General features: G+C 60.6%; 22 protein-coding genes. 6 read left to right on the top strand and 16 right to left on the bottom strand.

Annotation, left to right across the window (positions count from 1 at the left end; all coding sequences use genetic code 11):
- The first annotated feature begins 302 nt into the window (after positions 1-302).
- On the top strand, positions 303-791 hold the full coding sequence (locus K9B32_RS22480) for a DUF5330 domain-containing protein (RefSeq protein WP_224566136.1): 489 nt from the start codon (positions 303-305) through the stop codon (positions 789-791).
- A gap of 204 nt (positions 792-995) precedes the next feature.
- Complete coding sequence (locus K9B32_RS22485) at positions 996-1,418, top strand: SufE family protein (RefSeq protein ID WP_224566138.1); 423 nt, start codon at positions 996-998, stop codon at positions 1,416-1,418.
- 187 nt (positions 1,419-1,605) lie between these two features.
- Here the strand turns inward: K9B32_RS22485 and K9B32_RS29170 are convergent, their stop codons facing one another.
- From K9B32_RS29170 to K9B32_RS22530, 9 genes are all read right to left on the bottom strand, one after another.
- Positions 1,606-1,740, bottom strand: coding sequence for a hypothetical protein (locus K9B32_RS29170; RefSeq protein WP_411969737.1), 135 nt, complete (start codon positions 1,738-1,740; stop codon positions 1,606-1,608).
- Between the two features lie 298 nt (positions 1,741-2,038).
- Positions 2,039-2,470: a MucR family transcriptional regulator gene (locus K9B32_RS22495; protein WP_007801148.1), complete on the bottom strand. Its 432-nt coding sequence runs from the start codon at positions 2,468-2,470 to the stop codon at positions 2,039-2,041.
- 440 nt (positions 2,471-2,910) lie between these two features.
- The gene (gene mnhG, locus K9B32_RS22500; RefSeq protein WP_224566140.1) at positions 2,911-3,243 is read right to left on the bottom strand and encodes a monovalent cation/H(+) antiporter subunit G; all 333 of its coding nucleotides are present in this window, start codon (positions 3,241-3,243) and stop codon (positions 2,911-2,913) included.
- A complete protein-coding gene (locus K9B32_RS22505) occupies positions 3,240-3,617 on the bottom strand; it encodes a cation:proton antiporter (protein ID WP_224566142.1) in 378 nt (125 codons plus the stop codon). The genes mnhG and K9B32_RS22505 overlap by 4 nt, the downstream gene beginning before the upstream one ends.
- Positions 3,614-4,087: a Na+/H+ antiporter subunit E gene (locus tag K9B32_RS22510; protein WP_224566144.1), complete on the bottom strand. Its 474-nt coding sequence runs from the start codon at positions 4,085-4,087 to the stop codon at positions 3,614-3,616. The genes K9B32_RS22505 and K9B32_RS22510 overlap by 4 nt, the downstream gene beginning before the upstream one ends.
- Positions 4,084-5,640, bottom strand: a complete 1,557-nt coding sequence (locus tag K9B32_RS22515) for a Na+/H+ antiporter subunit D (RefSeq protein WP_224566146.1) — start codon at positions 5,638-5,640, stop codon at positions 4,084-4,086. Before K9B32_RS22515 ends, K9B32_RS22510 begins: the two co-directional genes overlap by 4 nt.
- A complete protein-coding gene (locus K9B32_RS22520; RefSeq protein ID WP_224566148.1) occupies positions 5,641-6,018 on the bottom strand; it encodes a Na+/H+ antiporter subunit C in 378 nt (125 codons plus the stop codon). It lies immediately after the preceding gene.
- Positions 6,018-6,437: a Na+/H+ antiporter subunit B gene (locus K9B32_RS22525; RefSeq protein WP_224566150.1), complete on the bottom strand. Its 420-nt coding sequence runs from the start codon at positions 6,435-6,437 to the stop codon at positions 6,018-6,020. Before K9B32_RS22525 ends, K9B32_RS22520 begins: the two co-directional genes overlap by 1 nt.
- Entirely contained in the window at positions 6,434-8,812 is a 2,379-nt protein-coding gene (locus tag K9B32_RS22530) for a putative monovalent cation/H+ antiporter subunit A (RefSeq protein WP_224566152.1), read from the bottom strand. The genes K9B32_RS22525 and K9B32_RS22530 overlap by 4 nt, the downstream gene beginning before the upstream one ends.
- 350 nt (positions 8,813-9,162) lie before the next feature.
- On the opposite strand from K9B32_RS22530, the gene msrB reads away from it, so the two are divergent.
- Positions 9,163-9,573 carry a peptide-methionine (R)-S-oxide reductase MsrB gene (gene msrB, locus K9B32_RS22535; protein WP_224566154.1) on the top strand — a complete coding sequence of 137 codons (411 nt, stop codon included), beginning with the start codon at positions 9,163-9,165 and terminating at the stop codon, positions 9,571-9,573.
- A gap of 20 nt (positions 9,574-9,593) precedes the next feature.
- Here msrB and K9B32_RS22540 read toward each other — a convergent pair whose 3' ends face one another.
- From K9B32_RS22540 to K9B32_RS22560, 5 genes are all read right to left on the bottom strand, one after another.
- The gene (locus K9B32_RS22540; protein ID WP_007791895.1) at positions 9,594-10,094 is read right to left on the bottom strand and encodes a hypothetical protein; all 501 of its coding nucleotides are present in this window, start codon (positions 10,092-10,094) and stop codon (positions 9,594-9,596) included.
- Positions 10,091-10,597, bottom strand: a complete 507-nt coding sequence (locus K9B32_RS22545) for a GNAT family N-acetyltransferase (RefSeq protein WP_224566156.1) — start codon at positions 10,595-10,597, stop codon at positions 10,091-10,093. The genes K9B32_RS22540 and K9B32_RS22545 overlap by 4 nt, the downstream gene beginning before the upstream one ends.
- A 162-nt stretch (positions 10,598-10,759) precedes the next feature.
- A complete protein-coding gene (trhA, locus tag K9B32_RS22550; RefSeq protein WP_224566158.1) occupies positions 10,760-11,428 on the bottom strand; it encodes a PAQR family membrane homeostasis protein TrhA in 669 nt (222 codons plus the stop codon).
- Between the two features lie 185 nt (positions 11,429-11,613).
- Positions 11,614-11,931: a TraR/DksA family transcriptional regulator gene (locus tag K9B32_RS22555; protein ID WP_007791904.1), complete on the bottom strand. Its 318-nt coding sequence runs from the start codon at positions 11,929-11,931 to the stop codon at positions 11,614-11,616.
- Positions 11,932-11,967: 36 nt separating this feature from the next.
- The gene (locus K9B32_RS22560; RefSeq protein WP_224566160.1) at positions 11,968-12,384 is read right to left on the bottom strand and encodes a universal stress protein; all 417 of its coding nucleotides are present in this window, start codon (positions 12,382-12,384) and stop codon (positions 11,968-11,970) included.
- A gap of 293 nt (positions 12,385-12,677) precedes the next feature.
- Between K9B32_RS22560 and K9B32_RS22565 the strand changes: the two genes are divergently transcribed.
- From K9B32_RS22565 to K9B32_RS22575, 3 genes are all read left to right on the top strand, one after another.
- Positions 12,678-13,538 (top strand): VOC family protein, encoded by an 861-nt coding sequence (locus tag K9B32_RS22565; RefSeq protein WP_224566162.1) that lies wholly within the window; start codon positions 12,678-12,680, stop codon positions 13,536-13,538.
- Between the two features lie 73 nt (positions 13,539-13,611).
- Positions 13,612-14,778 (top strand): AI-2E family transporter, encoded by a 1,167-nt coding sequence (locus K9B32_RS22570; protein ID WP_224566164.1) that lies wholly within the window; start codon positions 13,612-13,614, stop codon positions 14,776-14,778.
- Between the two features lie 19 nt (positions 14,779-14,797).
- Positions 14,798-16,090 carry an NAD(P)/FAD-dependent oxidoreductase gene (locus K9B32_RS22575; RefSeq protein ID WP_224566166.1) on the top strand — a complete coding sequence of 431 codons (1,293 nt, stop codon included), beginning with the start codon at positions 14,798-14,800 and terminating at the stop codon, positions 16,088-16,090.
- A 1-nt stretch (position 16,091) separates the two neighbouring features.
- Here the strand turns inward: K9B32_RS22575 and K9B32_RS22580 are convergent, their stop codons facing one another.
- Both K9B32_RS22580 and K9B32_RS22585 read right to left on the bottom strand, forming a co-directional pair.
- Positions 16,092-16,886, bottom strand: a complete 795-nt coding sequence (locus K9B32_RS22580; protein ID WP_224566168.1) for a polysaccharide deacetylase family protein — start codon at positions 16,884-16,886, stop codon at positions 16,092-16,094.
- Between the two features lie 182 nt (positions 16,887-17,068).
- A complete protein-coding gene (locus K9B32_RS22585) occupies positions 17,069-17,458 on the bottom strand; it encodes a DUF930 domain-containing protein (RefSeq protein ID WP_224566170.1) in 390 nt (129 codons plus the stop codon).
- Positions 17,459-17,561: the final 103 nt, after the last annotated feature.

Consider the following 17,561-nt stretch of genomic DNA (forward strand, 5'->3'; position numbering starts at 1 on the left):
AACGGGCGGTAAGCGACGGATTTCGCTTACATTTCGGGAAGCTGTTAACTTTTGTGGCAGCTTCGCCGCGAGGTTCGCCTGCAATTACAGGAGGTGGCCCGTCACATGCTTAACGACGGTCATTACAATTTGACTGAAATGTGGTGCAAATTCCGTTCATTAAAATTCGAGCTAAATTTGCCGCAAATGCCGACGAGTTTCGAAAACTGGCATTCGCAACTCTGCTCTAAGGTCGAAGCACACCGGAAGACCGGACCGATTCGGCAGCAAGACCGAACGGGAAAACAGGATGGGCAACGACGATGTGGTTTCTGATCAAAGGATCATTCTGGTTCGGGCTTGTGCTCGTGCTCTTGTCGTTCTTCAGCGGCGAAGGCCCGACCAGTTCGCAACCGAAATTGCAGTTTTCCGACGCCTTTGTCGCGGCGACAGGCGCCTATGACTATGTGACCGGCATGTGCGGCGAGAAGCCGGAGGTCTGCGTCAAGGGTGCCGAGACCATGGCCGCGCTCGGCCACCGGGCCCGCGAAGGCGCCCGTGTCGCCTACGAACTCCTGGACAGCCGCTTCGGCGACGACAAGGCGGCCAAGCCTGTTGGCGCAGAGAATGCGCCGGTCGCTCCTGTCGCAGCCCTTGCGCCGTCCCATGCGGAAACGCAGGTGCAGGACCGGACGGCAGCGCTGAACCAGCCGATGCCCTATCGCCCACCGGTTGACGACGGCGACGATGCCATCTCCGACACCGTGACGACGGGCACCATTCCGCTGCCGACGCCCCGCCCCGCCACCTGAGAGTTCCGCGGGATATCCCGCAACCAAGCTTGCACCGGCGTCCGCATGACGCGGAAAGTCCCGTGCCTGACGTGCCTGCCCTGTTTATTTTCAGCTTCTGCTGCGCCGCGTGGATGCCCATCCTTCGCGGCGTTTCTTTTTTAGTGGTTCAAATCTGGCCGCGTTTCACCTATATGAAATCATGAGAACGAAAGGCCACAATACATGACGTCCCTGGCGCAGATCCTCGATGATTTTTCCTTCCTCGACGACTGGGAAGATCGCTATCGCTATGTGATCGAGCTCGGAAAGGCGCTTCCGGACCTTCCCGACGACAAGAAGACGTCGGCCAACAAGGTGATGGGCTGCGCCAGCCAGGTCTGGCTCGTCACGCACACCGAGGGGGATCCGGACAATCCCGTCATGACCTTCCAAGGCGATTCCGACGCGCATATCGTCCGCGGACTCGTGGCGATCGTGCTCGCAACCTATTCCGGCAAGACGGCATCCGAGATCGCCGGGCTCGACGCCTTCGACGTATTTTCGAAGATCGGCCTTGTCGAGCACCTGTCGTCGCAGCGCGCCAACGGTCTGCGCTCGATGGTCAACCGCATCCGCGAGGAAGCGCGTGTGCGCGCTGTGGCCTAGGCGGGTTTAGGCGGCGCTCCTTCGCGCGATGCATTCGCAGCGACATCTCAGGTAGACCGAATCCCGATGTTTGCCCCAAGTTTTCCAGTCCTCGATTGCTGTATTTACCTTTGCATGTCGCGCGAGCCCTTTTTCGAGCAGCGCCGTACGCAACATCAGCTTGGCGGAACGCACCGGCCACTGGCGCTCACGCTCCACGGTCTCCGGCTCCCAAGAGGCGGTGACCGGGCCGCAGCTGGCCGCGCGTGACATCGGCAAGCAGCCTTTCCCCGGCCGCAAGCGCATCCTCCGGAAGGAACGGTCCGCCACTCTTCTCCTTCAGTCGCGCAAGGCTTGAAGTGGCGGTTCCTCCCGGTTGATCCGCAGCGACTGCCGTCCGCCGTCCAGCTCAGCCACGACATGGCCGATTGCGCCGTGCTGTTCGATGAAGGCTTCCTCCCGAAGTGACGCGGCGCGCCTGAGATAGGAGCGCGCAGCGGGGCAAAGCAAACCCGCCCGCTCGGCCTGTCAATTTCTCTAACGGCCGGAAATAAATAGGATTATCTTCCACATGCATTCACCCCCAGAAACACAAAAGCCGGGCTTCCGCCCGGCTCTACAGGTCAAATCCTTGGCAACAATCAGACGCGTCCGCGCTTGCGACGCTGGCCGAGCCCCATTTCCTTTGCGAGGCGCGAACGCGCTTCAGCGTAGGCCGGCGCTACCATCGGGTAGTCGACAGGGAGTTCCCATTTCTCGCGGTATTCTTCCGGCGAAAGGCTGTGATGGGTCATCAAATGACGCTTCAGCGACTTGAAGTTGCCACCGCATTCCAGGCAGGTAATCTGCTCATCCTGGACGGATTTGCGCACCGACACAGCCGGCTTCTGCTTCTCGACGACCGCTGTTGCAGTCTGCGGCGTCGACGTGTTGCTGAGTGCCGAATGCACGTCCGAGATCAGGTTGGCGAGATCACCAACTGGCACAACGTGGTTGCTGACATAGGCGGCGACAATATCTGCGGTAAGCTCCACCAGCAATTCCGGCCCGCTACCGGCTGCAGTATCCGTCATATTACGTTTCTCCTGTTTCAATGCTCCAAAGGTCTCGACCCCTTAAGACAAGACCGTTATCGTAGAGCAACAGCAAAAAACTCAGGCTACGGCTACCTGTTTCGAAAAACTGAAATCCACCCCTAGATTCCTGAGGCCGAAACCCGTTCTTATACTGCCTGATTTCAAACTAGTACGCTATCACGCAGTCGACTTCCTCAATTAAACACTGAAATGCAAAGCCAACGAGGAAATAAGCAACGTGATTCTAATTCAATATCAGAACTCTACTTAGATCATCAAATATCACCGTTTTGCGAAAACGCCAATTATTATTTCATATATATCTACCGAAAAATGCCTCTTCGCAAGAATTGTTCATCGTGAACCCAAACATTAACCATTAAGAAATCTGCAAATGGGTGCAAAAATCAACTTAAAATACTGAATCGGAAGCGCTCTCATCTTTTGGCGAGGTCGTCGCGCACGGATTGAGAGCCGAGGTGGTATCCTGTCTGATGCGCGGCCTTGGCAAGGAGGTGCGCCGCAACCGGTGCCGTCAGCAGGAAAAAGACGAAACCAGCAACTGCGCGCGCAAAGACTGCGACCTCGCCCGATGCGACTCCAGCGGCAAAGAGCAGCATGCCCGAACCCACCGTCCCCGCCTTGGAAGCGGCGTGCATCCGCGTGTAGAGATCCGGCAACCGCACCACGCCGAGAGCGGCGACGAGCGCAAACAGCGAGCCGGCCAACAAAAGGAAAGCGACGACGAGCGCTGCCGCGTAGTCCATCATTTCTTGCCCTTCCTGCCATTCTTACCGCTGCGTTTGGCCGCCACTTTGGGCTTTTTCGAGGCACCCCCCGGTTTTTCGCTGCGCCGTTCCGCAACAGTGGCGCGTGACATCACGAAACGCGCGAAGGCGACAGTCGCCAGGAAGCCGACCAGGCCCAGCGCAATGGCAATGTCGATGTAGAGACTGAAGCCTGTTTTAACCGCCAGCACGGCAATGAAGCCGATCGCCGTGCCTGATAGCGTATCGAGCGCCAGGATCCTGTCGGGCAGCGTCGGCCCTGCGACGACCCGCCAGCCTGCTAGAAGAAAGGCAACGCCGAGGATCACGAGAGCAACCGCGGCGGCCGTGGAAATGATGGCAAGCGGCGCGATCATCGAAATGCCTCCATGATCCGGCGCTCGAAACCTTCGGTGATATCGCGTTTGGTCGCCTCGGGATCGGCGCAATCCAGCGCGTGCACGTAAAGCGTCTTGCGGTCATCGGAAACATCGACCGACAGCGTACCCGGCGTCAGGGTGATCATGTTGGCGAGAAGGGTGATCTCGAAATCGCGGTCGACGGTCAGGGGAAAGGCGAATATGCCGGGTTGCAGCCGCATGTTGGGCGTCAGCACCGTGACGGCGACCCGCCAGGCGGAAATCGCCAATTCCTTCAGAAACAGCAGGGCGAGATGCAGGATTGCCCATGACCGGCGAAGATATCCCCTGCTGCCATAGGGTTCGCGCACAATGGATAAGCACAGGGCGCCGATCGCAAAGCCGAAGGCGAGGTTGTGTGCCGACGCGCTACCGGTAACGGTGGCCCAGGCGACGGCGAGCAGGACGTTCAGCAGCAAGGCGATCATGGCATCCCTCCATCCGGGAAGACCGACTGCAGATAAGATGTCGGATCGATGAGGCCGGTCGCTGCAGCCTGTGCCATCTCCAGTAATTGTTCTGGGAGAATGCCGAAACCGACGACAAGAGCTGTCAGGATGAACAGCGGCAATCCCGCCTGCCAGCCAATGGAGGCTGCCGTCTGTGGTGCCGCCACCGGCCGCCAATAGGCAAGCAGGAAGACGCGCCCGAAGACGACGGTCAGCAAGAAGCCGCCGATCAGGATCGCGGCAGCCAGCCACCAGGCGCCGACGTCGATCGATGCCCTCACCAGGATCACCTTCGGCCAGAAGCCGGAAAAGGGCGGCAATCCGCAGGCGGCGACGAAGAGAATGAAGGAGATCGCGGCAAAGCCGCTGCTCCTACGATAGAGGCCGCCGAGCCCGGCTAGCGAGAAACTGCCGGCAACGGCAGCCGCCTGTCCGGCCAGGAGATAGAGCGCCGTCATCAGCACCATGGAATGCAGGGCATAGACGATCGCGCCCGAGAGGCCGCCTGGCGTGCCGAGTGCAATGCCGACCAGCATGTTGCCGATGCCCGATATCACGACGTAGCCGAGCAGTTTGCGGATATCGTCCTGCGCCAACGCGCCGAGCGCGCCGACGATGATGGTCGCAGCCCCCGCAGCGGCGATCACCAGGCTCAATTGCTCGCGCTCGACCGGCAGTAGCATCACCATGATGCGGATCAGAGCGTAGACGCCGACCTTGGTCAGCAAACCGGCAAACAGCGCCGACACAACGATGCGCGGCGTATGATAGGAGGCCGGCAGCCAGAAATTGACGGGAAAGGCAGCCGCCTTCATGGCGAAGGCGAGCAGCACGAGAGCCGACAGGGTCATCAGCGGCGCGGTATCGCGGACATTTTCCACCTTGCCTGCAATATTGGCCATGTTGAGCGTACCGAAGACGGCGTAGACGATGCCGACCGAGATCAGGAACAGGGTCGTGCCGATCAGGTTCAGCACCGCATATTTCATCGCTCCATCGATCTGCCCGCGCTCCGAGCCGAGGATCAGCATGCCAAAGGACGAAATGAGAAGCACCTCGAACCAGACATAGAGGTTGAAGACGTCGCCCGTCAGGAACGCCCCCGAAACGCCTGCCATTAGAAGCAGCAGGAAGGGAAAGAAACCGTATCGCCGGCCGCTTTCGGTTACGTCCTTCAGTGCATAGAGGCCGCCGGCAAGTGCCGCGATGGCTGCAGTCAAAGCCATCAGCGCGCCGAAGAGATCGACGGTGAAGGCGATGCCGAAGGGCGGAAGCCAGCGCCCCATGACCATGGTCAACGGGCCATGCGCGGCCACCTTTAGCAACAGCGCGGCATCCAGCAAGACCAGAACGGCAAGGCCGGGAACGGCGACCTGCGCCTGCAGCCGCATCGAACTGCGCATCATCAGCAGCGCGGCGCCGAGCGTAATGCAGAGCGCGACAGGTGCGATGACGAGCCAGTTTGCCAGCGGCACGGGCGCCGTCACCATCGCAGCGGAAAGATCGGTGATCGTATTTGCCGGAGCCGCCATCTAGTACCCCATCGGCGGCAGTGGCGGATCGACGGGCTCGGCGACACGCATCTCGTCGGTGTTGTCGGTACCGATGTCCTGATAGGCGCGATAGGTCAGCACCAGCAGGAACGCGAGGAAGGAAAATGAGATGACGATCGCCGTCAGGATCAGCGCCTGCGGCAGCGGATTGGCGGCGCCGGCGGGGAGCCCAGCGAGATCTGACGGGATGATCGGCGGCACTTCGCGCGTCAACCGTCCGGCCGTAAACAGCAACAGGTTCACCGCGTTGCCGAGGACTGCGATGCCGAGCATAATGCGGATCGAGAACTTCGACAGCATCAGATAGACCGCGGCGGCGAAGAACAGGCCGACGAGGATCGCAAACAGCGGTTCCATCACTCGACCTCCCTTTCTTCCAGCGCCAGCGCGATCGACGTGATGGCGCCGACGACCACCAGGTAGACCCCGATGTCGAAGAGCATGACGGTCGAGAGCGGCACCTCGACACCTGCTATCTCAGGATAGACCCACAGCCCGGTCATAAACGGCACGCCAAAGATGATCGACAGCAGTCCGGCGCAGCACGACATCAACAGTCCGGCGCCTGATATCGACATCGGATGGAAGATGATGGCACGGCGCACAGCTCCGACGCCGCGGGCAATACCAAAGATCGCCAGCGCCGAGGCCGCGATCAGCCCGCCGATGAAACCGCCACCCGGCTCGTTGTGGCCGCGCAGCAGGACGAAGACGGAAAAGAGCAGCATCAGTGCCGTCAGCACGGGGGCGATCGTGCGGAAGATCAGCGTATTCATGGGCGCTCGACTCCGAGATCCTCAGGCGCATCCGGATCGTTTTCCGCAAGCTTTCGCTCGGTCTGCGCGCGGATGCGAATGAGGGCGAGGATCGCAAGGCCGGTGATGGCGACGACCGCGATCTCGCCCAGCGTATCGGTACCGCGGAAGTCAACGATGATGACGTTCACAACGTTGGCGCCGTGCGCGATCGTCTTCGAGTAGGTGTTGAAGAACTCCGTCAGTGCGTTGTTGAATGGCGCCTGCGTAGCTTTCATCAGAAGCAGCGCGACGCCGCAGCCGCAGGCGATCGCGATGCTGCCGTCGAATATCTTCTGGCCGAGTGGCCGCCGGTCGGTCGGCGACAGTTGAAGGCGGGTCATGACCAGCGCCAGGATGACGACCGACAGGGTCTCCACCATGAACTGCGTGAAAGAAAGGTCGGGCGCACCGAAGAGCAGGAATATGATGGCGACGGAAAAGCCCTGGATGCCGAGCGAGACGATCGCCGTCAGCCGGTCGCGCGCAATGACAATGCTCAACAGGCCAAGAACGGCAAGCAGGAAGATGGCCCATTCGTGGATCTGGACCTGCCGCGGCCAGACAGGGAGCGCCGGCATTTCGCCGTAGAGCCAGAGCGGAACGAGCAGGATCGCGGCGACGCAGAGGAAGGTGCAGGTGATGTAGAGTTCAAGTCGTCCCGGTTGGATGAAACGCGTCACGCGGACTGACAACCGGATGAGACCGGCGAGAAGGTAATCGAAACCACAATCCGGTCCCGGACCAAGCTTACGCAGTACCACTGCCATGCTCAGACGCGCTTTATCGATTCTCCAATAGACAAGAATGCCGAGTACGATCGTAAGCGCAGACAGAAGCAGCGGCACGCCGACGTGCGGGATCAATGAAATCTCGATCACGCTCGACGAGCCTCGGATAGCGGACGCCGCCGGAGACGAGATGTAGTGGTGAGCAACCGCAGAGAACACCGCACCGATCAGGCCCAATAGCGCCAGCACGACGGGACCGGCCCATAGCAATGGTGGTGCCTCATGCGGGTGCTTGGGCGTTGCGAGGACTGGCCCGAGAAACGGCTTCAGCGCCACCGCGAAGCCGACCGCGAACATCAGCGCATTGCCTGCTACTGCAACCAGGCTAAAGATGATCGATCGTGGATCCCCATGCGCCAGCGCGGCATAGATTTCCTCCTTGGCGAGAAAGCCAAAGAATGGTGGCAAACCGCCCATGGAGATTGCCGCGGCAAGGGCGGCAGCAAAGGTCAGCGGCATCGCCTTCCTCAGGCCGCCCAGCCGGGTGATGTCGCGCACGCCGGTCTCATGGTCGATAATGCCAGCCACCATGAACAGCGCTCCCTTGAAGAGCGAATGCGCCACGAGATAGAGCGCCGCGGCCTCGATCGCATAGGGCGAACCGAAGCCGGTCAGCAGCACGAGAAGGCCAAGCGAAGAAACGGTGGTATAGGCGAGTTGCAGCTTGAGGTCGGTCTGGCGGATCGCAAGCAGCGTACCGACGATCAACGTCACGCCACCAAAGAGCGGCAGCAAGGTCTCCCATGCCGATGTCCCGCCCATGACAGGATTGAGCCTCATCAGGAGATAGACGCCCGCCTTCACCATCGTCGCCGAGTGCAGGTAAGCGGAAACCGGCGTCGGCGCCTCCATCGCGTTCGGCAGCCAGAAATGAAACGGAAACTGCGCCGACTTGGTGAACGCGCCACCGAGAACGAGAATCAGGATCGCCAGATAATATGGATTGGCGCGCAGCAGATCGCCTGACTGCAGCAGCGCCGACAGTTGCGTGGCGTTTGTCGTGCTCCAGATCAGCAGCAGACCCGCCAGCAGTAGAAGGCCGCCGCCGCCGGTGACGACGAGCGCCTGCAAGGCGGCGCGACGGGCTGCCGAGCGCTCATGATCAAATCCGATCAGCAGGAAGGACGTGATCGACGTCAGTTCCCAGAAAACGAAGAGCATCAGCAGACTGTCTGACACGACGAGGCCGAGCATCGCCCCCATGAACAGGAAGATGAACGAGAAGAAACGCCCCTGATCCAGGTGACCCTTCAAGTATCCGCCGGAATAAAGCACGATCAGCGTGCCGATCCCGGTAATCAGCAGTGCGAAGGTCAGCGAAAGACCGTCGAGCAGCCAGGCGAAGCGGAGATCAAAGCTCGGCACCCAGGCATAGCCGCCGGCAATTACCTCGCCGCCGGATATTACCGGTAGCAGGCTGGCGAAGTGCGCAAAGGCCAGCAGCGGCGCAAGCGCCAGTAGCCAGGCGGCCTTTGCGCCAACGGCGCGAACGAGAAAGGGAGCAACAACGGCACCGAGCAGTGGCAGACACAAAGCCGCAAATGTCAAAGCCGTGACACCGGCCATGTTCTCTCCTCTGCTCGCAACGCTGCATAAGGCCGGCGAACGCCGGAAGCATCGTCAGGTGTAAGAGAAGAAAAGCCCCGCCTCAAGCCTTCTCCGTTCGCAATCGGCGGTTGGGTGCAGGATACTCACAGAGAACGGCCACGTCTGCGCCGGCGCCCATTGAACATCGGCAACCAGGTACTCCGGGCGTGCCGACCTTCACCGTCCCCATAAAAATGCAATCGGCACTGCAGTTTCTGCCATCCCGGAGCTTAGTCGCCGTGACAGACATCTCTTGATCCAACCAGCTTCCCGCACCACATTGCTGTCGAAAATCAATGCCGTACCCCCCGGCGCGAAAGGAACAAGCCATGGCCGATACGTCAATCGCCAAAGTTCACAAGACCGATGCGGAATGGAAGGAACAGCTGACGCCCGAGCAATACCGGATCACCCGGCAGCATGGCACCGAGCGTGCCTTCACCGGCCCCTATTGGGATTCCTTCGAGACCGGGCTCTATCGCTGCGTCGGCTGCAATTCGCCGCTGTTTCGCTCGGATACGAAGTTTGATGCCGGCTGCGGCTGGCCGAGCTATTTCGAAGCGGTCTCGCCCGACGCGGTGACTGAACTCCGTGATACGACCTACGGCATGGTCCGCACGGAAATCCGCTGCGGCACGTGCGATGCACATCTGGGCCACGTCTTTCCCGACGGCCCGCCGCCGACCGGCCTGCGCTACTGCATCAACGGTCACGCGATGGTGTTCGAGCCCGGGAAATAACGTTCCGGCGCGAAGGCCGGTTAGAAGCGTTCGACGACCGCACGGACGCTTTCATCCAGTGACAAGCGGGACGTATCCAGTATCGCGCATTTCTTCGCCACGGCCTCGCGGCGGAGGAAGGATGCCCAGATCATCATTTCGGCGTTGGCAAGCTCTGGTTGCCGACGCTCGATCGCCAGGCGATGCGTTCGTGTTTCGTCGTCGCAATCGGCCAGCAGCGGCAAATACGCAATGCCTGCTGCGGCTGCCGCCTCCTCCAGGAATGCAAGGCGCATCTGGCCTTCGAGCAGCTGATTGCGGCCGGCGCGCTGAGCCTCTGCAAGGCTCTCCAGCCATTTGAAGGTCATGGCTCGCTGCCAACCGGCCGGCGAGCCGTACTCCGCCGTCATCTGGAAGAGCGGGGGAACGCCGATATCGTCGAAATGGTGGACATCGATCTCACCGGCAAACCGGGCGGCAATCGCCTTGGCGATCGCCGTCTTGCCCGATCCCGAAGCGCCGGTGAGGACGATAAGGCTCACTTCGTAACCCTACGCTCCATGCAGATCAGGTCGAGCCAGCGGCCGAACTTGGTGCCGACTTCCGAAAAGGTTCCGGCAACGCGGAAGCCGAGCTTTTCGTGCAGCTTGATGGAGGCTGCGTTCGCCGCCTCGATGCCGGCAATCATCACGTGGATATTGGCGTCGGCGGCGCGCGCGATCAGCGCCCGCATCAGCAACTCGCCGATGCCCGCGCCGCGGCAATCCTTGTCGACGTAGACCGAGTGTTCGACCGTGTAGCGGTAGCCATCGAAAGCCCGCCAATCGCCATAGGAGGCATAGCCTGCGACCTTGCCGTCCTTTTCCGCAACGATGACGGGGAAGCCCTTCGCCTTGCGCGCCTTGAACCATTCGATGCGGTTGTCGAGATCAACCAGCGTCTCGTTCCAGATCGCGGTCGTATGCTCGACAGCGTGATTGTAAATATCGCGGATCGCCGGGAGATCGGCTTCGATGGCATCGCGCACGAGAACGGCGTCGGTCATATCAAGTCCAGTTTCAGTTCGGTTCCGGCAAGCGGCATACGCCCCGCATTCAGCGTTGTAAACCAGTCAAATCGAGCGAAGGAACGACGGTCCGCGCGCCCAGGTCGGCGCATCACGCTGCACCGGACCACAGACATTGGCTGTCGCGCCTGGGCGCAACAATCAGAGACCCGTGGTTGCCATGCTGAAGCAGGTGAGGACCGCCGAATAGTGAATGGCCGCCGCGGCCACCACGAAGCCGTGCCAGATGGCGTTCTGGAAGCGCAGCTTTTCCCACACGTGAAAGACGACGCCGAGAGAATAGATGACACCGCCGACGAGGATCAGGAGCATAGATACGTAGGGGATACGCTCCGCCACCGGCCCGGCCACGAGGATGCCGCTCCACCCCATTCCGAGATAGAGAAGGATGGCGAGCTTGTCGAAGCGCCCGGGAAAGGCGCATTTCAGGAAGATGCCGAGCGCGGCGATCATCCAGATTCCGATCAGCATCCCGAACAGAAGCGGACTATCGGCACCGCGCTCCAGGAAGGGGGTGTAGGTGGCGGCGATCAGGATGAAGATCGAGGAATGATCGAGACGGCGAAGATACCACTTCGTCCGCGAAACCGGCCAGGCGTTATAGGAGAAGGAAATGCCGATCGTCAGCACCAGGCCGACACTGTAAATCCAGGCCGCGGCGAGTTCGCCGTGGGAGCTCCAGAGGGTGGCGTAAAAGATCAGGACGGTCGCGCCGATGAGCGCAAACGCTAAGCCCACGCCGTGGACGACGCCGTCGGCGATTAGCTCGTACTTGTCGTAAGCCCAGCGGATGCCGTTGAACTCTGTCATGCTGGGAACCCCTCACCTTTCCACCCGATCGTCGCACCGAAACGGTGTGCAGGCAACACAACAGAGATGGCGAACCATTAAATCTTCGTGAGCTTTGGACGCCGATTTTTGCGCTTGGAGATATACGGGCGCAAAGCAAAAGGGTCGCCGCGAAAAGCGGCCACCCTGATAGCACGACAGACAAATCAGCCCATGCAATCCTCGCAAAGGGGCGCATAAGGAACAGCGCCAAGGCGCTCCTTGGAGATCGGCTCCCCGCAGCGCACGCAGGTGCCATAGGTGCCCTTCGCGACCCGGTCGAGGGCGGCGTTGATGGCCCGCAGCTCTTCCTGGCCGGCCTGGCCGAGCCCCTCGAGCACTTCGTCGTTCTCGCTCTCGGTCGCGCGATCGTCGCTGTCCTGCTCCTTGGTGCGCCCGAGATCGACGTCGATGCGGCTCAACCGCGATTCAAGCTCGCGCTGGCGATCGCGCAGGATCTTCTCATAGGTCTGCATGTCAGTCATGGATGTTCCTCCATCGGTCCTTTGCCGTTTTTCTTCTTAGCGCTGCCTATCGACCAGCACCGAGCATTTAGCATGCCTGACGACACGGTCGGCGGTGGCGCCGATGAAGTAGTTGCTGAAGTCGGGGGTATGAGAAGCGATAATGATGAGATCCGCACCATGCGCTTCCGCGGCAGCGAGGATGCTATGAGCCGGGCGGCCGTGACCAATCTCGATCATTGCCGGAATGCCGCAGGTGCGGATCAGCATGCCGAGCCTCTCCTGGGCATCATCGATTGCATTCTGGATCAGTTCAGCGGGCAGATCGATCGCGACATAGGTGGGTACGTCCTCGACGACGTTGAGCAAGATGATCTCACCTCCCGTATCCAGGAGCGTCGACGCTTTGCGGAACGCCTTCTCGCCGCGGTCCAACGCGCCTATTTCGATCGGAACTATGATTTTCTTATACATTCAGGCCCTCCAGCGGTGCCGTTTCCAACTGCCCACATCCTCTCAGGAGATAAATAAGGCGCTTTGATCAAGATCAAGATCGGCGCAGATTGTCGTCAACGATCGTCGAACGCTGAATCGCCAAAAACTGACCTTCTGTGAACAATCGGAATCCGCCATATAAGGATCAAGTACAGCAACCAAGGGGACCTCTGAGGCACATGGACCGGCGCAAATTCCTTGGCATCGCTACAGGCGGCGCTTTCGCCGCCACCGCCGGTATGCCTCTCTCATCCACGGCAGGAGAAAGACGCATGACCACCGAAACATCCTACGCTCTCACTCGCCCTGCCTATGTCGACCAGTCGCACCTCGTCGTCACCGACCTGCCGCTGGTTTCCAGTTTCTACCAATCCATGCTTGGCCTGAAGGTCATCGAGAAAAGCGCCAGCGGCGAGGTGCTCGGCGTCGGCAGCACGCCGCTTCTGACACTGACGACGGGAAGGGATGTCCGTATCGCGCCACGCAATGCCGCCGGGCTGTTCCATACAGCCTTCCTGATGCCCAGCCGCACCGAATTGGCCCGCTGGCTGCGCCACGCCGCACACAACAACGTTGCTCTGGACGGCGCTTCCGATCACCTCGTCAGCGAAGCCATCTATCTCTCCGATCCCGAAGGCAACGGCATCGAGATCTATGCCGACCGTCCGCATGAGCAATGGAAGTTCCATCAGGACGGCCAGGTGGAAATGGCGACGCTTCGCCTCGATCTTCAGTCGCTCTACAACAGCGCACCTCACGATGCCTGGAACGGCATGGCCGACGGCACCGCCATCGGCCATATCCACCTGCAGGTCGGCAATATTCCGGAGGCAGACACCTTCTACCGCGATGTGCTCGGGCTGAAGCTGATGGCGCAGCGTCCCGGCGCCAGCTTCTTCGCGACCGGCGACTACCATCACCACATCGCCGCCAACGTCTGGAACAGCCGCGGCGCAGGAACCCGCGCGCACGGCATGACCGGCCTCTCGGACTACACGCTTCGCTTCAATGACAAGGCCTCGCTCGACAAGGCCATCGCCAAGCTCGACGAACTCGAGATCAAGAGCGAAAAGCACAATGGCAGCGTCTTCCTGCGAGACCCATGGGGTATCGGCCTGACGCTCTCTGCGTGACCCCTCAGGAACTTGAAGGGGTTCCTGAGCGTTTCCGTCGCGAAGCATCTGGGCTTCCGGGGACTTTGTAGCGATGGGAATTGCCAACGGCATCCGCAAGCAGGCCAGCAAGATCAAAATGGGCGAGCGCCCTGTCAGCGCCTGGGCCGAAAGATTGAGCCAGGACGCGGAGGAGATGCCGCAGGCGCCGACACGCCGCGTCGAAAAGGACGGGCTTGATATCACCATGGCCTGGGCGGTCATCGGCATCTTTGCGGTGCTTGCTCTTTCGGCCATTTACATGATGTCGCTCATTCTCGTCCCGGTGACGCTTGCCGTCGTCGTCGGAATGATTCTCGGGCTACTGGCGGAAAAGCTCAGCAGACTCGGCGTCCCGCGCATTACCAACGCCGTCATCCTGTCGACCGGCGTCGCGCTGGTGATCATCCTCGTCGCCAATTCGCTTGCCGGACCGCTGACGACCCTTGCCAATGAGGGCCCGGCCTTCGTCGAGAAGACGTTCAACCGGCTGATGCCCTATCTCGAACGGATCCGGTGGCTGCACATCACGCCGGAGACCTTCCAGGGCGGGCCGATGTCGAGCGAAAAGCTCCTGGAAAATACCGGCAACGTGCTGCATCTCATCAGCGCCAACCTGACCCCTGCCCTTATCCAGGCGTTGATCTTCTTCGCCGCGCTGCTGCTCTTCCTTGCGGGACGTGTCAGCCTGCGCAGATCGATCATCATGGTCTTCCGGACGCGCTCGCAGCGGCTTGCCGCCATCCGGGTGATCAACGGCGTCGAACAGGTCCTCGGCTTCTACTTTGCCACGGCTTCGTTGGTCTATGCGTGCCTCGGCGTCATGATGATGGTGATCGCCTATCTTGGCGGTCTTTCGGCGCCAGTGCTCTGGGGCTTCTTTGCCTTTCTTTCGAGCTTCATTCCCTATCTCGGCATTGCCTCCATGACGCTGGCCGTCGCCATCGCAGGCATCCTTACACACGACGGCCTCGTAGTCGGCCTCATGCCAGCCGCAGCATTCTTCATCGTCCACCTCGTCATGGAAAATCTGGTCTTTCCGGCAGTGATGGGCAAGCGCCTGGAAATCAATCCGTTTGTGGTATTTCTGGCAATTCTGTTCTGGACTTGGATGTGGGGCGCAGTTGGTGCTATGCTTGCGCTACCACTATCGCTGATTGTCATGACCATCGTCGATGAACTTTTCATCGAAGAGAGACTGCAACCGCAATTGCCGAAATAATTGAGGTAAGACGCGTCAGATGGCAGAAATCGATCTCGCAGCGTCCAGCCAGAACCGGCTGAAGAGCGGCATCCCCCCTTGGAGCCGCGCCGGAACAAAACCCGCCTACCAGCCACTTCAGGATAATCTCAAGGTCGACGCTATGGTCATCGGCGGTGGGATTACCGGTGCGCTGATGGGCCAACATCTCTCAGAACGCGGACTTTCCGTGGTCATCGTCGATCGCGAGACGCCCGGTCTTGGCAGCACGGTGGCGAGTACAGCCATGCTGCAGTGGGAGATCGACCGAACGCTCGGCGAACTCGAGCATTTCTATGGCCTCGAGCGCGCCATCGGCATCTACAGGCGGAGTGCCGCCTCGGTCGCTGGTCTCTCGAAGCTGATCGTTGCCAACCGCATCGCCTGCAACCTCCTGCCTCGGCAGTCGCTGTTCCTGACCAGCAACCAGGAGGGCGCGGGTGATCTTCTGAGAGAGGTCGAGCTTCGTCGCCGAGCCGGTCTGCCCAGCCGCTATCTGGAGCATTGCGATCTCTTTACCGAGTTCGAACTCGATCGCGATGCGGGCATCCTCTCCCGTGGCTCCGCGGAGGCCGATCCGCTGCTCCTGACCTGGGCTCTGCTGGACATTGCGGTGAAGCAGGGCGCGCGTCTCATCGGTGCCTCGGTCACCAAACTCCATAGTGAGGGCGGGCGCGTGAGCGCTGAGACAGACGGCTCGTTCGTTATCGAAGCAGAAACGGCGGTACTCGCCACCGGCTACGCCATGCCGGGCATCGATATGCCGAAGCTGCATCGGACGACGTCGAGCTGGGCGCTGGCAACGATGCCGCAGGATCCCGCAATGCTGTGGCGCGATCAGGTGCTGATCTGGGAAGACAGCCACCCCTATCTCTACATGCGCACGACACCGGACGGGCGGATCATCGCTGGCGGCGAAGATGACGACACCGTCGATCCCGCGATCCGCGACGCCAAGCTTGCCGAAAAGATCATGACGATCCGGGAAAAGATGAAACGGCTCTGGTCAAGGGCCGATACCCGTGTCGCGACGGCGTGGTGCGGCACGTTCGGGGAGACTTCGGACGGGCTGCCGCTAATTGGTCCCGTTCCCTTGATGCCGCAGGTCTATGCCGCCTATGGCTACGGCGGCAACGGCATCACGTTCTCCTATCTCGCGACGCAGGTCATCGGCGCAATGATCGGCGGAGGATACCGCGACTGGTTTGATGATTTCGCGCTCGATCGCGACGCACCGGCGTTCGTTGAGCGTCCGAGCATCAGCGAGGACCGCCGGGAGACCGCTCTCAACTAACTCACTGCGTCGTCTGGTCGTCGCCGGTATCGTCGACGTCCTGCAGGCGGACGAATTCGACGCCCTTGGCCTTCAGATCGAGGATCGCCTTGGCGACGCCCTCACCCGCGGCGTGGGTCGGCTGGTTGATGTGGGAAATCACCACGTCGCCGTCTTTGGCGGCCGCAATCCGCTTTTCTGTGACCGCAGCGCCGAGCAGCGAGCCGCCGTCTCCGTTCACGGAATAGCCGGCGATGCGGTATCCCATCTCACGGATCTCGGCGATCGCCGACAGGTCGTATTTGGCGGTCGAACCGCGGAACCAATGTGGCGAGGCAATGCCGGCCGCGACCATCGCATCGGCGCCGCCCTGCACTTCCTGGCGGACTGCTTCGGGCGAGCCGGCGGACGCAATGCCGTAAATCGAGACCGGCGTGTCCACGGCCGGAATATGGTTCTGCCCGTGGTTCTCGAGTTCGAACAGATCGGGATTCTGCAGGAAGACCTGCAACACCTGCGGATTGTGCTTCAGCCAGCGTGCGGTGACGAAGATCGTTGCGGGAATGCGCTCGCGGACCAGCACCGAGAGGATGCGGTCGTCCGCCTTGCCCATGCAGGCGTCGAACGTCAGCGCCACGCGCGCGTGACCCTTGATGCCGGAACGGGCAATGCGCAGATGCGGCTCCACCAGCTTTGGCCCGGGAGCCATCGTGAGGGGTGCGGTGACAATGGGCGCATCTTGCGGCGGCAGAGCGGCAGTGGCGGCAACCGAGACTGAGGCGATCAGCAGCGCCGAAGCGAGAAAAATACGATTCATACCAAAGAGAAGCCGTTCATTGTTCAAGCGCTGCATAACGCACGCAGCGCGCCGGCGCCATGTGGTCTGATGCCGCTTGCGATCCTGCGATTCGCCGCCGGCTTTCAGCGAAAGAGCTGATGCCTGAGGACTAAGGCTTCAGAAAGGCAGCGCCTGCAAACGCAGCCTACTTGGCACTCGTGTCAATCATAGAGGTAGTATTTTTCCCACTTCTCCTTCGGCACCTTCTCGCCGATCTTATAGTCAAGCTCGCGAACATTCATGTGCTGCGGACCGGTGATGCAGGTGTAGGACAGGTGATACCAGTCACCCTTGCTGCGGAAGACGGCGCCGGGTGCCTCCAGCCTATCGTCGCCGGGAACGGGATCCTTGAAGGTATAGGCAATAACTTTATCGGGCTTGAAGCCGGTATCGTCCTTGTTGATTCGGCTCATCGCCTCGGTGTCGCAGCTCTGTTCGAGACGGGTCGCGGGATCGAGCTTTTCGAGTTGTTTCTTGATTGCGGGATCAACGGCGAAAGCTGGAAAAGCAAGGCTAAATGCGGACAGAAACAACACGAGACGTTTTGGCATTACGGTGGGATTCCTTTGCATTCTCATTCCAGAATCGCCTGTGGACGACCGGGGCTTTCACGGTCGAACAGGGGGCAAATTCCGGGCGACGTAGCGGACTTTC

Origin of the sequence: Rhizobium sp. 3T7 (genome assembly GCF_020166565.1) — a bacterium.
Lineage (GTDB): Bacteria > Pseudomonadota > Alphaproteobacteria > Rhizobiales > Rhizobiaceae > Rhizobium.